The following is a 14,871-nucleotide window of genomic DNA, read 5'->3' on the forward strand; positions in this document are numbered from 1 at the left end:
GGACGCCGCGGGCCCCGCCCTACGGGCGGACGGCGCCATTTTGAAGACACGGCCTAGTGCCGGTCCGCGCCGCACCCCGCGCGGACGCCTCCGCCCCGATGGCCCTGTGGCGAACATGTGACCCATTCGCGGCGAAGTCCGGACGCCGGACCGCCGATCGCGTGCGTGGCGTCTGCACGGACGTGCTTAGCTGGAGATATGATCGATCACTTTCTCAGCGGAGACCTGTCCGACGTCGAGGAGGCGGTCCGCAAGGCCGCGGCCGCCGAGATCATGCCGAGGTTCCGGCAGCTGGCCGCCGACGAGGTCGTCCAGAAGAGCGGCCCCCACGACCTGGTCACCACCGCCGACCGGCTGGCCGAGGAACACCTCACCGCGGCCCTGACCCGGCTGCTGCCCGGCTCCGTGGTCGTCGGCGAGGAGGCCGTCCACGCCGATCCGGCCGTCTACGAAGCCGTCACCGGCGACGCGCCCGTCTGGATCGTCGACCCCGTCGACGGCACCCGCCAGTTCGTCCGCGGCGAGGAGGGCTTCTGCACCCTCGTGGCGCTCGCCCACCGGGGCGAGCTGCTGGCCTCGTGGACGTACGCCCCGGCCCTCGACACCCTCGCCACCGCGACCCGGGGCGGCGGCGCGCGGCTCGACGGCACGCTCCTGCGCGCCGGGAACCCCGGGCCCGACGCGGTCCTCGACATCGCCACGTCCCACCCCGACTACACCACCGACGCGCAGAAGCACGCCCTCCTCGGCCTCAACGCGCCCGGCTTCGAACCCCGCCCCTGCGGCTCCGCCGGCCTGGAGTACCTGGCCGTCGCCCGGGGCGCGCTGGACGCGGTCGCCTTCTCCTGGGAAGCGGCCTGGGACCACGCGGCGGGCCTGCTGCTGGTCACCGAGGCGGGCGGGGCGCATCTGACGCTCGACGGCGAACCGTTCCGGATCGGCGGCGGCAACGCGCTGCCCTTCACGGCGGCCCGCGACGCGGCGACGGCCCGCCGCGTCCACGAGGCGCTGCGCGCGTAGCCCGTTCCCAGGGGCCGCACGCCCCCTGTGCCTTCGGCGACGGGGGAGCCCCAGCACCTCGGCGCTCCCCGTTCGGCGAGGAGCACGGGAGGGCAAGGCCCCCGGGGCGGGCGGCGGCGCGCCGAACCGGCGGGGGCCGCGCCGCCGCCCGTCCCGCGCGCGGAATATCCTGGACAGCGCTCAAGCCGTCGGCTGACGAATGGAGTCCGAAGGTGCCGTCGATGCTCGATACCGTCGTCGTGGGCGCGGGCCCCAACGGCCTCACCGCCGCCGCCGAACTCGCCCGCCGCGGTTTCTCCGTCGCCGTGTTCGAGGCCCGGGACACCGTCGGCGGCGGTGCCAGGACCGAGGAATCGACGCTCCCCGGCTTCCGGCACGATCCGTGCTCCGCCGTCCACCCCCTCGGGATCGGCTCGCCCGCGTTCTCCGCGCTGCCGCTGGCCCGCTACGGACTGGAGTGGCTGCACCCCGAACTGCCGCTGGCCCATCCCTTCCCGGACGGCACCGCCGCCGTGCTCACCCGGTCCGTGGGGGAGAGCGCCATGTCCCTGGGGCCCCGGGACGCGGGCGCGTACCGGCGGCTGGTCGAGCCGTACTCGGGCCACTGGGACGATCTCGCCGCCGACTTCCTGCGCACCCCGTGGGAAGGTCTGCCCCGCGACCCGTACCGCTTCGCCCGGTTCGGACTCTCGGCACTGCGGCCCGCGACCTGGACGATGCGCCGGTTCGAGGGCGACAAGGCGCGCGGACTGCTCGCCGGGCTCGCCGCGCACGCGATAGCTTCGACCTCGGGCGTCGCCACCACCGGGATCGCCCTGATGTTCGCGCTCGCCGCGCACGAACGCGGCTGGCCCCTGCCGCGCGGCGGCTCGCAGGCGATCTCCGACGCCCTCGCCGGATACATCCGTGATCTCGGCGGCACGATCCACACCGGTGTCGAGGTCAAGCGGCTGGACGAGCTGCCGCCCGCGCGGGCGTACGTCTTCGACACCTCGCCGACCGCCCTGGCCAGGATCGCCGGGCTGGGGAGCGCGTACGACCGCTATCGCTACGGCGCCTCCGTCTTCAAGATCGACTACGCGCTGTCGGGCCCGGTGCCGTGGACCGCGCGGGAGGCCCGTACCGCCGGTACGGTCCACATCGGCCCGACCGCCGGGGAGATCGAGGCCGCGCTCCAGGCCGCCGTCACCGGCCGCGACCCGAAGACCCCGTTCCTGATCACCTCCCAGCCCACCCTGGTCGATCCGTCCCGCGCCCCCGAAGGCAAGCACGTCTTCTGGGCGTACGGACACGTCCCGGCCCGCTGGGAAGGCGACGCCACCGAGGCCGTCGAGCGCCAGATCGAACGGTTCGCCCCCGGATTCCGGGACCTCGTCCTCGCCCGGGCCGTCGCCGGACCGCCGCAGCTCGCCGCGCACAACGCCAACTACGTCGGCGGCGACATCGCCTGCGGCGCCTTCGCCGGGCTCCAGACCGTCATCCGCCCCAAACTGGCCCGCGTCCCGTACGCCACCGCCCACCCGGCCGTCTTCCTCTGCTCGTCCGCGACCCCGCCGGGCCCCGGTGTCCACGGCATGTCCGGCCACTGGGCCGCCAAGGCGGTCTGGCGGCGGCTGCGGAGCACGGCGGGCGCGGCGGGCTGACGCCACGACCCGCCCGGACGCCCCGCGTGCCGCCGTACGACCCCTCTGCGGCCCCTGCCCGGACCCGGGCGGGGGCCGAACCGCCGGTATCCGGTGGGATGATGACGCTATGAGCCAGCAATCCGCCATCGTCCTCGTGCGCGGTGACATCACCGAGCAGCACGCCGACGTCATCGTCAACCCCGCGAACACCTCGCTCCTCGGCGGCGGAGGCGTGGACGGGGCGATCCACCGGGCGGGCGGCCCCGAGATCCTGGCGGCCTGCCGAGCCCTGCGGGCCTCCCACTACGGCAAGGGCCTGAAGACCGGGCAGGCCGTGGCGACGACGGCGGGACGGCTGGCGGCGGACCATGTGATCCACACCCCCGGGCCCGTCTGGTCCCGGGAATACGACCGTGGCGGGCTGCTCGCCTCCTGCTACCGGGAATCCCTGCGGCTGGCGGCCGAGCTGGGCGCGAAGACGGTCGCCTTCCCCGCGATCTCCACGGGCATCTACGGCTGGCCGATGGACGACGCGGCGCGGATCGCGGTCCACACGGTCCGCGAATCGGCGTACCCGCCGGTGACGGAGGTGCGCTTCGTGCTCTTCGACGAGTACGCGTACGAGGAGTTCCTCTCGGTCCTCGCGGCGACGACGCTCTGACCTACCTACCGGTCGGGCCCCCGCCGCCTACGCTTTCGCCAGTGGGGGACCCTCAGCGCCTCGGCTCTCCGGGGCACCGCCGACGCCGTCTGCCTTGCCGGGCCGCTGTATCACGCGCGCCTGCGGCCCGGTGGGTGGCTTGCCTCGCAGTTCCCCGAGCCCCTGGGTTGCCCTCCTCGTCGCCCTTGGAGGGAGCCGGGCCCCTACTTTCCCAAGGGCGAGGCCGGGGAGAGGCTTTTAGGGGCGCGGGGAACTGCGCGAACAGGCAGCCGCGGGCCGCGGGCCGCGAACTACATCAGGTCGCCGGGCGCGGCCCGGGTCTTTTGGCGACGCCGTGGAGGGCCGAGGCGCTGGGGGTCCCCCCATTGCCGAAGGCATAGGGGGCGGAACTGCGCGACCAGCCAGGGCCGGTCCGCAGACCGCGTACAAGATCAGGCTGCCGGGCGCGGCCCGGGAGGCCCGAGGCGCCGGGGGGCGACGCCCGAGGGACCCCCATGTCGGATTCTCGCCAGCCCGAGGCGCCCCCGTGGGGGATCCTGGGACGTATGCACACCGACACCGAGCGGTGCGTACGCGCCGTGCAGTCGAAGGACGCCCGCTTCGACGGCTGGTTCTTCACCGCCGTACTGACCACCAGGATCTATTGCCGTCCCAGCTGCCCGGTCGTTCCGCCCAAGCCGGAGAACATGACGTTCTACCCCAGCGCCGCCGCCTGCCAGCAGGCCGGGTTCCGGGCGTGCAAGCGGTGCCGTCCCGACACCAGCCCCGGGTCCCCGGAGTGGAACGCGCGGGCCGACACCGTGGCCCGCGCGATGCGGCTGATCCGGGACGGGGTCGTCGACCGCGACGGCGTACCGGGGCTCGCGGCCCGGCTCGGTTACTCGACCCGGCAGATCGAACGGCAGCTCAGCGCCGAGCTGGGCGCCGGTCCCCTCGCTCTGGCCCGGGCCCAGCGGGCCCAGACCGCCCGGGTACTGATCGAGACCACCGGACTGCCGATGGCGGAGATCGCCTTCGCCGCCGGATTCTCCTCGATCCGCACTTTCAACGGCACCGTCCGCGAGGTCTTCGCCCTCGCCCCGGGGGAGCTGCGGGCCCGGGCCGCCCGCCGCCCCGGTGGCGCGAACAATGTGAACGGCATGAACGGCGCCGGAACCGGTACTCCCGGCGCGATCACACTCCGGCTGCCGTTCCGCGCCCCCCTCAACCCCGACAACCTCTTCGGCCACCTCGCGGCCACCGCCGTACCCGGGGTCGAGGAGTGGCGCGACGGCGCGTACCGGCGCACTCTCCGGCTCCCGTACGGCACCGGAATCGTCGCCCTCGCCCCGCGCCCGGACCACATCGCCTGCCGACTCCTGCTCACCGACACCCGCGATCTGACCATCGCGATCAGCCGCTGCCGCTGGCTGCTCGACCTCGACGCCGACCCGGTCGCCGTCGACGGCCAGCTCGCCACAGACCCCCTGCTGAAACCCCTGGTGACGAAGGCCCCCGGACGGCGGGTGCCGAGGACCGTGGACGCCGCCGAGTTCGCCGTCCGCGCGGTCCTCGGCCAGCAGGTGTCGACCGCCGCCGCCCGTACCCACGCGGCCCGGCTGGTCACCGCCCACGGCGACCCCGTGGACGACCCGGAAGGCGGCCTCACCCATCTCTTCCCCACCTCGGAGGCGCTCGCCGGGCTCGACCCCGAGGCCCTCGCCCTGCCCCGGAGCAGACGGACCACCTTGATCACCCTCGTCACCGCCCTCGCCGACGGGCGGCTCGCCCTCGGCGTGGACAGCGACTGGGACGACGCCAGGGCCGGACTCTCCGCCCTCCCCGGATTCGGCCCCTGGACCGTCGAGGTGATCGCCATGCGCGCCCTCGGCGATCCCGACGCCTTCCTCCCCACCGACCTCGGCATGCGCCGGGCCGCCACGAGCCTCGGCCTGCCCGCCGGCCCGGCCGCGCTCACCGCCCACGCCGCCGCCTGGCGGCCCTGGCGCGCCTACGCCGTCCAGTACCTGTGGGCAACCGACGACCACCCCATCAACCATCTCCCCACCGACGAGAAGGCCCCCGCATGACCCGTGAGACCCGCGCCACCGGCACGCCCCCGACGACCGGCCCGGCCGGAACCGACCGACAGCACATGGTGACCGACAGCCCGTACGGCCCGCTCACCCTCGTGGCCACCGGCGGCGTCCTCAGCGGCGTATACATGTCCCGGCAACGCCACCGCCCCGCCGACGAGACCTTCGGCGAGCCCGCCACGGAACCCTTCACGGAGACCGTCCGCCAGCTCGACGCCTACTTCGCCGGTGAACTGACCGTGTTCGACCTGCCGCTGCGGCTGGACGGCACCGACTTCCAGCGCCGCGTCTGGGAGCGGCTGCTGACCATCCCGTACGGCGAGACCCGCACCTACGGCGAACTCGCCGAGGAGCTGGGCAACCCCAACGCCTCCCGCGCGGTCGGCCTCGCCAACGGGAAGAACCCGATCAGCATCATCGTCCCCTGCCACCGGGTGATCGGCTCCACCGGCAACCTCATCGGCTACGGCGGCGGACTCGACCGCAAACAGCGGCTGCTCGCCTTCGAATCGGGCCGTACGGACACCCCGGAGGCACTTTTCTAGCCCGGGAGCCCCCGTTTCCAGCCCGGGGGAGCCCCCGGGGCCGCCTTCCGCGCCCGGCGGGCCCGCAGCACCCGCACCGTACGGACCAGACCCCAACCGCCCAGCCAGGGCAGCACCGTGATCAGGCCGACGTACCCGAGGAGAAAGGACACGAGGGTGTCCGGGACCCCGGGACGCCCCCACTCCAGGGACCGCACCAGGGTCTGTAGCGGCGCGGCCACCGCGACCAGGGCCGGGACGACCGACCACAACAGGGCCCCACGCCCCGGCCGGTACGCGTACCAGGCACCCGCGGCCGCCATCAGGAACGGGCCGAGGAACAGCCACAGCATCATCACGGCGAACGGTACGAGCCACCAGTCGTCCCCGGACAGATACATCCCGCGCCCCTCCGCCCGCCGAACCACGGCCACCGGGGACGACGCCCTCGGCCCCGTGCCGGTTCCCGGGTGTCCGATCCTGGCCGGACCCCGTCGAACTCCCGTGTCGGCGACCGCCTCACCGGGCAGACACCACCCGTGGACACGGGACCGGCCGGATCGACGGGGCCGACGGGCCCGGTCGGTGGACCGGTGGAGAGAGGGGAAGGCCGTGGCGGAGGCGAACGAACCGGAGCAACTGGCCCTGCGGCGCTATCTGCTCTACGTCGACACCCTGCGGGCCCGGATGCCCGAGCCCCAGTTCCGGCTGCTGATGGAGATCGTCCGGCTCTGGGCCGAACAGGGCGGCGGTACGGCCCGGCTCAGCCTGGACGACGAGGAGCGGGAACTGTTCACCGCCGAAGTACGGCAGGAACTCCTCCAGCTCATCGGGTTGATCGGGGCCATGCGCCCTGGCTACGAGGACCGCGCCGAGCACGTCGTGGCCCGGCTCGGCGACGGCGAGCACGCCAAAGAGGTGATGTCCCTGGTCCCGCCCGATGTGGCCGACGACCCCGACCGGCTGCGCGATCTGCGCGACCGGATCGACGGCCGGGAGAGCGGACACCAGGCGGACCGGCGGGAGGTCGAGGGCATCGCCCAGGTCTCGGGGATGGCCGGGGACCCGGACGCCTGACGGATACGTTCCGTATCTCCCCGGCGGCTCCTGCGCACCGGGCCCGCACACTCCGGGGCGGCGTACCGGCCCCGGCTCAGACGGCTCCCGCGGCGTCGGCCACCCGGCGCAGCAGCTCCGGCAGCGACGTACCGATCGGCTCACGGACGATCTCGTCCGCGATCGCGTCGTACGGCGTCGGCTCGGCGTTCACCACGATCACCCGCGCCCCGGCCTCCGCCGCCATCCCCGTCAGCGACGCCGCGGGCTGTACCTGAAGACTGCTGCCGACCGCGATGAAGATCTCGGACGCCTTCGCGATCGACATCGCCCGCCCCAGGACGTCCGAGTCCAGCGGCTGGCCGAACATGACCGTCGCGGACTTCAGAATCCCGCCGCACGACCGGCACGCCGGATCCGGCTCGCCCGCGTCGACCCGGGCCAGCGCATCCGCCATCGCCGACCGGGCCCCGCAGCCCGTACAGACCACGGAGTGCGTGGTGCCGTGGAGTTCGAGGACCTTGCGCTCCGGCAGGCCCGCGGCCTGGTGCAGCCCGTCCACGTTCTGGGTGACCACCCGGAGCGCCACCCCCGGCCGCCGCTCCAGCTCGGCGACCGCCCGGTGCGCCGCGTTGGGCTCGGCACCGCGCGCGGCATTGGCCCGGCGCATCAGCCAGGAGCGGCGGCGGATCTCCGGATCGGCCATATAGGTGTCGTACGTGACGAGCTTCTCGGCCTCGGGATCGCGCCGCCACAGACCGTTCGGCCCCCGGTAGTCGGGGATCCCGGAGTCGGTGGAAATACCGGCACCGCTGAGAATGGCGACGAGAGTCATACCCCGAGCCTAGGCACGCCACCCGGCCCCGTGCGACTGGCTTTCCGCACGCCACGGCGGGTCGCCGCCGACCGGAGGCCGCCCGGGAGCGGTCGGGGCCGACAGGCGGCCCCGCTCCGTCCGACGGTCGCGTCAGTCGTCGAACGCGGCCGGCGGGGGAGCGGAGTGCACCGCCACCCCGACCGGGACCCGCTCCTCCACCGCCCGGATCACCGCCGCCACCGACTCCCCGTCCCAGCCCCCGTACAACTCGATCAGCTGGACGGAGTCCGCGAACTCCGCCGCGACCGCCGCCCCGGCCGACGCCTCGGGCACGGCGACGAATGTCGAAGTGCTCGGGCCCGCCGGGCGGACGAACCGGTCCTTCGCCGGATCCGCGCCCGGCTGGACGTACAGGAACAGCTCCCGCTGCGCCTCGCCCGCGGTCGCGCGCCGCTTGTACCGGGCGACGTCGACCAGGGACTCGAAACCGAACAGGACCGTACCGACCCGGGCCCGGCCCCGGACGGCGGCCTCCACCTCGGCCGCCCAGGGATAGCCCGTCGCACCGCACAGCTCGACCGTGGTCGTCCCCCGCTTCGCGTACTCGGCGGCCAGGGCCGCGGCGGCGGCCGGGGTGGGCGCGGTGAGGATATGGGTCGCCGCGCCGTCGGGACCGGTCCGGACCGGCGCGGGCGGCGGGGCGCCCGAGTCCTCCGGCTCCTCGGAACGGAAGATGATCGCCGTGTCTCCGGCCATGACATGCCTCCCCGGATCGGATCGCGTCCCGGCAGAGCCGCACCGGGACCGCACGCGGCTCGATGCCGTCGTACCGATGTCAACACCGAACGGCGGGGCGGGGATTCCCGCCCCGCCGCCCGGGCAACGGATCAGATCAAAGGGTCGGAAGGCCGGTGGACCGGCGGTTCAGTGGAGCGGATGCCCGTCCACCAACTCGACCGCCCCGCAACCCGAGTCCAGGGAGTCCAGCGCCGCCGCGACCCGGTGACCAAGGGGCGGCAGCAGATAGTCGGGCACGTCCTTGCGGTCGATCAGCCGCCACGACAGCAGTTCGTCCTCCTGGAGCCGGATACCGTCCAGCCCTTCGGGCGAGAGCACCCCGCCGTCGTACAGATAGGCCACGATCGGTGGCCGCAGCGGGCCGCGTACCCAGTCGACCGCCAGCAGCCTGCCGGGTTCGACGTCGAGCCCGATTTCCTCCAGCGTCTCGCGCCGGGCCGCCTCCCTCGGCGTCTCGCCGCCGTCCGACTCGACCGTGCCACCGGGCAGTGCCCAGCCGTCGCGGTAATTGGGCTCGACGACGAGCAGTCGGCCCAGTTCGTCCCGGAGCAGTATCCCCGCGGCGGACAGGACACGGGGCAGGGTGGCGATATAGGCGCTGTAAGCGCTGTCGCTGTCATGATCCGTGGTCACCCCCGCAGCCTAGGTGCAGAGCCAGTGGTTCCGGGGCCCGGATTCCGGTTCCCGTGCAATTTCACGGACGAGCGTTCACGGATTCTCCCGTTCCGGCCCGGTCCGGCCCGTGACGGGGGCATGTTCCACCGTCAGCCGGACCGTACCGCACGGTAGTTCGGCGATTCGTGCCCCTTCGGACCCGGAAGCGGCGCCGCGCGTCCTGTCGCGTCCGTACGACTGGTCGGCCGCGTCGGCGCCCCGATAGGGTCGCCCCGGCGCGACTGCCTGTTCGACGGCAAAGGACGCAAGGTGACGGACGGCGCGGTGAACCGGTCCGCGCGAGCCCCCCGGGTGCTCGTCGCGGCCGACAAGTTCAAAGGCTCCCTCACGGCGGTCCAGGTCGCCGAACGGGTGACACGGGGGCTGAGCCGGGCCGCCCCCGGCCTCGACGTCGTGTCCCTGCCCGTCGCCGACGGCGGTGACGGCACGGTCGCGGCCGCGGTGGCCGCCGGATTCGACCGGCGTACGGTACGCGTCACCGGGCCGCTCGGCGAACCCGTCACCGCGGCCTACGCCCTGCGGGACGGCATTGCCGTCGTCGAACTGGCCGAAGCCGCCGGGCTCCGGCTGCTGCCCGCCGGAGTCCTCGCCCCGCTGACGGCGACCAGCCACGGCTGCGGCGAGATCCTGCGGGCCGTCCTCGACACCGGCGCCCGGAACATCGTCCTCGGCGTCGGCGGCAGCGCCTGCACCGACGGCGGCGCCGGAATGCTCACCGCCCTCGGCGCCCGGTTCCTCGCCGCCGACGGTACGCCCCTGCCGCCCGGCGGCGCGGCCCTCGCCGGTCTCGCCACCGCCGATCTCACCGGACTCGACCCCCGCCTCCGGGACACCGGACTGATCCTCGCGGGCGATGTCGCCAACCCCCTGACCGGGCCCCGGGGCGCCGCCGCCGTCTACGGGCCGCAGAAAGGCGCCGGGCCCGCCGAAGTCGCCGTACTCGACGCGGCCCTGACCCACTACGCCGACGTCCTCGGCCGCGAACGGTCGGCGGAGCCCGGCGCCGGTGCCGCCGGAGGCGTCGGCTACGGCGCCCTCGTCGTCCTCGGCGCGGTCTTCCGCCCCGGTATCGAGGTCGTGCTCGAAGTCCTCGGCTTCGACCGCGCGCTGAACGGTGTCGGCCTCGTCATCACCGGCGAGGGCTCCCTCGACGCCCAGACCCCGTACGGCAAGGCCCCCGCCGGAGTCGCCGCCGCGGCCCGCGCCCGGGGCGTCGACACGGTCGCCGTCTGCGGACGGCTCGCCCTGTCGCCGGAGGAACTCGCCCGGACCGGTATCCGCCGGGCCTACCCCCTCACCGCCGTGGAACCCGACCCGGAACGCTCTATGACACACGCGGGCGAACTCCTGGAACGGGTGGCGGAGGACATCGCCCGCGACTATCTGACCTGACCTGACCTGACCTGACCTGACCTGGGCTGGTCCGAGCGCCGGCGCCGCCCGCCGAAGCCGTCCCGGCCGCCCCGCCGGGCCCGGACCGGCATCGGCACTCCACCACCGACAGGAGGACACCGAGGGTGTGGATCCGCCCCGCCAGACCCACCGACGCCGAGGCCCGGGCCGCCACGGCACTCGTACTCGCCGCCAAGGCCCACTGGGGGTACGACGACGCGTTCATGGCCGCCTGCCGGGACGAGCTGACCGTCACCGCGGCCGACATCCCCCGGCGGCGGATCGCCGTGGCCGAGGCACCCGACGGCGAACTCGCCGGACTCGTCTGCCTCGACGGCACACCCCCGCACGGCCGGATCGGGCTGCTGTTCGTCGCACCCCACACCATGAGGGCCGGGCTCGGCCGCGCCCTGTACGCGCATGCCGTCGAAGAGGCCGGAGCACTCGGCTTCACCGGGCTCACCATCGAGTCCGACCCGCACGCCGTCGGGTTCTACCTCGCACTAGGCGCCCGGCCCGTGCCCGGTACGGAGAGCGCCCCGCTGCCCGCCCTCACCGTGCCGATCCCCGCCCGGCCCGGCTGGGCCCGGGCCTGGACGGGCGGACGGCGCGCCGTCCACCTCGGGAACGTCGCCGAGTTCCAGGCACAGTTCGCACCGGCGACGACCGGGCGCGTCGGCCCGGCCCACCGCGAGGCCGCCGACCACTACGCCTGCCTCGCCGCCTTCACCGGACTCCACCCCGCCGCAGTCGTCCTCCCGGGCCGGATCCCCGACGGCTGGCTCGGCCTCGTCGCCGAGCGGCTGCGCTGGTCGTCCGTAGAGCTGTACGACGAGACCGACGAGGCCGCCCTGCTCGCCCGGGGCGGCCTCGGGGACCGCTGGCGCGACACCCCCGTCGTCCCCTGGGGCCGTACCCCGGCCGTCGCCCGGCTCGACGGGCAGGCCCTGCCGCCGGACGCCCTGCGGTACGAATCCAAGCGCGCCTCCCACGAACTCTTCGCCCGGCTGGCACCCGGCCACCCCGGGATCCGGCCGCCCGAACGCTGGACCCCCGCGAACCGCAGGGCCGCCGCCCGGCTGATCGCCGCCAGGGCCCGGACCGGGCGGCGGACCGTCGCCAAGACCGAGCACGGCGCGGGCGGCTCCGGCACCGTGATCCACACCGCCCGCCCCCGGCCCCGCGCCCTGCCCCGGGGCCCACTGCTGCTCGAGGAGTACGTCGACGGCGCCACCCACCCCACCTACGACGGCCTGGTCGACGTGTCCGGCACGGTCCACGACGTCGGCGTCGCCGCGATGACCATGGACGGTACGGCCTACCGGGGCGCCACGGCGGGCCCCGGAGCCGTCAGCGACGCCACCGCGGAACGCGCCACGCGCTTCGGGCACGCGGTCGGTACGGAGCTGGCCGCGACGGGCTACCGGGGCTGGTTCGACGTGGACTACATCGAGGACGGGACCGGGCGGCTCGCCCCCGCCGAGACCAATCTGCGGCTGACCGGCCCATCGGTCGCCTTCATGATCCGCCAGCGGCTCGCGGAGACCGGCGGCGGCGCGGAACGGGGGCTCGTCCGCACCCTCGACCACGTACCGCTCGGCGCGCGGCTCCCCGACGCGGAGCTGATCGCGTTCCTGGCCCGGCTCGCGGAACGCTGCGCCACCCTCGGCACGGTCCTCGTCCCGACGATCCCCACCGCCGCGTACGCGCCCACGCCGTACGTGGGCCTGGCGATCGCCGCGCCGACGCCGGACCATCTGGCGGCGGTGGACGCGTTCGTCCGCGCGGAGTGCGCGATGCCCGCGCCCTGAGCCCCGGCCCGCGCCCGGCGACCTGATGCCGTCGGCTGCCTGCGGACCGCCTGTGGCTTGTCGCGCAGTTCCTCCCCCTATGCCTTCGGCAATGGGGGGACCCCCAACCTATGCCTCGGCAATGGGGGGACCCCCAACCTATGCCTCGGCGATGGGGGGACCCCCAGCGCCTTGGCACTCCCGGGCACCGCCCCAAGATCCGGGTCTCGCCCGGCGCCCTGCTGTTGTTCGCGGTCCGCGCCACCATCGTGGCTGTTCGCGCAGTTCCCCGCGCCCCTGGTCGCCCTCCTGACCGCCCTCGGTAAGAGGCGGGCCCTCGTTGGTGGGGCGGTGCCTTTTTCAGGGTCGGCGCTGGGGAGAGCGTTGAGGGGCGCGGGGAACTGCGCGACAAGCCAGCCACGGTCCGCAGGCCGCGAACAACGGAAGGGCGCCGGGCGGGACCCGGGTCGTTGGGGCGGTGCCCCGGAGAGCCAAGGCGGCGGCCCCCGTTTCGACCGCCGGGCGCCGTCCGGGGGCGTGGCGAAACCCCGGAGGGGCAACGGCGCCCGCGTCAATCGCGTTCGCGTTCGTGCGTGCCCACCCACCACGCCCAGCAGGCCACCACCGCCGCCGCCAGCATCAGGGGGATGTTGAAGGCGTAGACCAGCGCCGCCTGGCGCTCCCAGTCCTGTTTGGCCGCCAGGCGGTAGAAGTTGTCCTGGGGCCACCAGGACGCCAGGAGGTAGACGATCGCCAGATGGGCGAGGGTCGTCAGCCAGCCGGGTGCCGCGTCCCGGGGCATCAGGGTGCGGCCTGCGATCAGAAAGCCGACGCCGGCGACGAAGGCCAGGTGTTCGGCGATGTAGAGGCCGCGGAAGTACCAGGCCCACGGGTCGGGGACGATCGACAGGTCCGTGGAGCCGGGCCACAGCACGTTCGTGAGGGAGATCGACAGCACCAGGGCGATCAGCATCGCGGGCGCGGCCACCGTCCGCAGGGTCTCCTCCCGGGTCAGGGGCGCGCCTTTGCCGCTGCTCACGACCCGGCCGGGGCGAGGCCCGGGCCGGGTCGCGACGGGGCGGGTGAGGGCGCCGCGGTCGAGGCGGCCCGCCGCGGTGCGGGGGAGCGCGGCGATCCTTACCACCACGGCCGGGGTCTCCGCCGAGTGCACGGTCTTCGCGAGATGCGCGCGGACCAGGGGCTCGTCGGGGACGTAGCCCGGCTCGGGTACGACATGCGCGACCGGCCGGTCCCCCGCCGACGCGCCGGGGGCGACCAGGACGTCGCGGATCGCGGGATGGGTGACCAGCGCCGCCTCCACCCGGTACGGGTCGACCGTACGGCCGCCCACCTTGAAGCGGTCGGCGGTCCGGCCCAGGAACTCCAGCGGCCCCTCGCCGTCGCGGCGCCCCTGATCGCCGGTGGGGATCGCGTCGCCCCCGTCGGGCGGGGTGAGCCAGATCCGTTTGCCGCGCAGCTCGACCGTGACCCCGGTGAAGGGCCGCCCCAGGTAGGCGTGCCCGGCCGGCTCGCGTACCGGCCCGGTGAGCTGGGCCGTCTCGAACCAGGTACCGCACCCCGCGACCTCCGCCGGGCCGTACAGCCCGATCAGCCGGGTGCCGGGCGTGAGCCGCCGCTCCAGGGCGACATGATCGGCGAGCCGGATCCGTTCCCCGCCGACGACCAGCAGCCGCAGCCCGTCCTGCGGTCCTCCCGGGGCGGAGGTGAGGAATCCGGCCGTCACGGGGTCCGTATCGGCGACGGTGTACGGCTCCCCGGCGCCCAGGACCAGCGTCGCGCCCGCCCCCAGGACCCGGACCAGGGCGGCCGTGAAAGCGGCCGTGTCGGGCGCCGCGGTGACCAGGACCCGGTCGTCCGTCCCGAGCCGGAAGACCTCCGACCAGGCGGCGTACGCGGCCGTCAGCCGGGCATGTGGGACGGGCACCGCGCGGGGCGCGCCCGTGGTCCCGGCGGTGAACAGCAGCGCCGCGTCGGTGCCCGAGGGCGCGTCGAGAGGGGTGTCGGGCCGGGCGTCGATCGCGGCCGAGTCGCCGTCCAGCAGGATCAGCGGCCGGGCGAGCGTCGACGTGAGCCGTCCCGAGTGGACGCGGTGGCTGATCACCGCCCGGGCGTCCGCCAGCTCCGCGGGCTCCCGGCCCGAGGGCGATACGACGGTGAACGCGGCCCCGGTCCGCAGTACGGCCAGCACCGCGACGACCACATCGGGGGCGCGGAGCGTCCGGACGGCGACCAGGTCCCCGGGCCCGATCTCCGCGGTCTCGGTCAGATGACGGGCCAGCCGGGCGGCCCGGGTGTCGAGCTGCCCGTAGGACAGCCGGACACGGTCGGTGATCACGGCGGTACGGTCCTTCCCGGCGGCCCGTACCCCCCTCTCGAACAGTTCGTGAAGTGTTGTTCCCCCTGCCATGACCGCCGAT

The 14,871-nt window shown here is 74.6% G+C and carries 13 protein-coding genes; 8 read left to right on the forward strand and 5 right to left on the reverse strand.

Translation table 11 applies throughout. From position 1 onward, the window contains the following. The first annotated feature begins 198 nt into the window (after positions 1-198). The 5 genes from AB0G74_RS10170 (at position 199) to AB0G74_RS10190 (ending at position 5,926) form a co-directional block, all read left to right on the forward strand. Entirely contained in the window at positions 199-1,020 is an 822-nt protein-coding gene (locus tag AB0G74_RS10170) for an inositol monophosphatase family protein (protein ID WP_361142869.1), read from the forward strand. 221 nt (positions 1,021-1,241) lie between these two features. After that, complete coding sequence (locus AB0G74_RS10175) at positions 1,242-2,663, forward strand: NAD(P)/FAD-dependent oxidoreductase (protein ID WP_361142872.1); 1,422 nt, start codon at positions 1,242-1,244, stop codon at positions 2,661-2,663. A 109-nt stretch (positions 2,664-2,772) separates the two neighbouring features. Then, the gene (locus AB0G74_RS10180; RefSeq protein WP_361142875.1) at positions 2,773-3,306 is read left to right on the forward strand and encodes an O-acetyl-ADP-ribose deacetylase; all 534 of its coding nucleotides are present in this window, start codon (positions 2,773-2,775) and stop codon (positions 3,304-3,306) included. Positions 3,307-3,851: 545 nt separating this feature from the next. After that, positions 3,852-5,375, forward strand: a complete 1,524-nt coding sequence (locus AB0G74_RS10185; RefSeq protein ID WP_361142878.1) for an AlkA N-terminal domain-containing protein — start codon at positions 3,852-3,854, stop codon at positions 5,373-5,375. Continuing rightward, complete coding sequence (locus AB0G74_RS10190) at positions 5,372-5,926, forward strand: methylated-DNA--[protein]-cysteine S-methyltransferase (RefSeq protein WP_361142881.1); 555 nt, start codon at positions 5,372-5,374, stop codon at positions 5,924-5,926. The genes AB0G74_RS10185 and AB0G74_RS10190 overlap by 4 nt, the downstream gene beginning before the upstream one ends. On the opposite strand, the gene AB0G74_RS10195 is transcribed toward AB0G74_RS10190, so the two are convergent. Then, positions 5,923-6,306, reverse strand: a complete 384-nt coding sequence (locus tag AB0G74_RS10195; protein ID WP_361142885.1) for a hypothetical protein — start codon at positions 6,304-6,306, stop codon at positions 5,923-5,925. The two genes, AB0G74_RS10190 and AB0G74_RS10195, sit on opposite strands and share 4 nt — an antisense overlap. Positions 6,307-6,517: 211 nt before the next feature. Here AB0G74_RS10195 and AB0G74_RS10200 point away from each other — a divergent pair, with 211 nt between their 5' ends. After that, complete coding sequence (locus tag AB0G74_RS10200) at positions 6,518-6,982, forward strand: hypothetical protein (protein ID WP_361142888.1); 465 nt, start codon at positions 6,518-6,520, stop codon at positions 6,980-6,982. 76 nt (positions 6,983-7,058) lie between these two features. On the opposite strand, the gene AB0G74_RS10205 is transcribed toward AB0G74_RS10200, so the two are convergent. From AB0G74_RS10205 to AB0G74_RS10215, 3 genes are all read right to left on the reverse strand, one after another. Then, on the reverse strand, positions 7,059-7,796 hold the full coding sequence (locus AB0G74_RS10205; RefSeq protein WP_361142891.1) for a Sir2 family NAD-dependent protein deacetylase: 738 nt from the start codon (positions 7,794-7,796) through the stop codon (positions 7,059-7,061). Positions 7,797-7,928: 132 nt separating this feature from the next. Continuing rightward, a complete protein-coding gene (locus AB0G74_RS10210; RefSeq protein ID WP_361142894.1) occupies positions 7,929-8,534 on the reverse strand; it encodes a DUF6506 family protein in 606 nt (201 codons plus the stop codon). 168 nt (positions 8,535-8,702) lie between these two features. Continuing rightward, a complete protein-coding gene (locus AB0G74_RS10215) occupies positions 8,703-9,209 on the reverse strand; it encodes an NUDIX hydrolase (RefSeq protein ID WP_361142897.1) in 507 nt (168 codons plus the stop codon). A 291-nt stretch (positions 9,210-9,500) separates the two neighbouring features. Between AB0G74_RS10215 and AB0G74_RS10220 the strand changes: the two genes are divergently transcribed. Beyond that, positions 9,501-10,643: a glycerate kinase gene (locus tag AB0G74_RS10220; protein WP_361142900.1), complete on the forward strand. Its 1,143-nt coding sequence runs from the start codon at positions 9,501-9,503 to the stop codon at positions 10,641-10,643. A 125-nt stretch (positions 10,644-10,768) separates the two neighbouring features. Beyond that, positions 10,769-12,454 carry a GNAT family N-acetyltransferase gene (locus tag AB0G74_RS10225; RefSeq protein ID WP_361142903.1) on the forward strand — a complete coding sequence of 562 codons (1,686 nt, stop codon included), beginning with the start codon at positions 10,769-10,771 and terminating at the stop codon, positions 12,452-12,454. A 550-nt stretch (positions 12,455-13,004) separates the two neighbouring features. Here AB0G74_RS10225 and AB0G74_RS10230 read toward each other — a convergent pair. Continuing rightward, the gene (locus AB0G74_RS10230) at positions 13,005-14,861 is read right to left on the reverse strand and encodes an AMP-binding protein (RefSeq protein ID WP_361142906.1); all 1,857 of its coding nucleotides are present in this window, start codon (positions 14,859-14,861) and stop codon (positions 13,005-13,007) included. Positions 14,862-14,871 lie beyond the last annotated feature (10 nt).

Origin of the sequence: Streptomyces sp. NPDC020875, assembly GCF_040641415.1 — a bacterium.
Classification (GTDB): Bacteria; Actinomycetota; Actinomycetes; order Streptomycetales; family Streptomycetaceae; genus Streptomyces.